We start from the raw sequence: 387 nt of genomic DNA on the forward strand, positions 1-387 counted from the left end.
ATACAGCCCCCGTCAGGAGAAGCCGCATACGCGCCCGGTCGAAGAAGAGTTTCTGTCTCCCCCCTTCGGCCGCAGCAGTCTCGACGAGCATGAATATAGCGGGTTTGACGGCGAGGACGCCTGGCAGATCGTCGAAAGCTTCGGCACCTCCAATACGCCAGCCATGGCGGAGGGAAACAATATCGATTCCTACAATGATATGGAGATCGAGGCGGATGAACCGGACAGCTCCGTTGAGCCCTGGGAAAATTTCATCGCCACGGATATCACAGGCAAGCATGTCACCGTTGTGCGGGGCCATCAATACCAGCGTTATATGGACAGCGGAGAAGGGGAGTACCTGCTGGACCCTCACGCTAATCAGGAGGAGTAGCCGTTAGAGGCTGG

Annotated in this window: 1 pseudogene; it reads left to right on the forward strand. The window is 57.1% G+C overall.

From position 1 onward, the window contains the following. Positions 1-373 (forward strand): annotated as a pseudogene (locus L692_RS32480) (TraR/DksA C4-type zinc finger protein); the annotation flags it as partial. Positions 374-387 lie beyond the last annotated feature (14 nt).

It is taken from the genome of Paenibacillus forsythiae T98, from assembly GCF_000520735.1.
GTDB classification, from domain to species: domain Bacteria; phylum Bacillota; class Bacilli; order Paenibacillales; family Paenibacillaceae; genus Paenibacillus_AQ; species Paenibacillus_AQ forsythiae.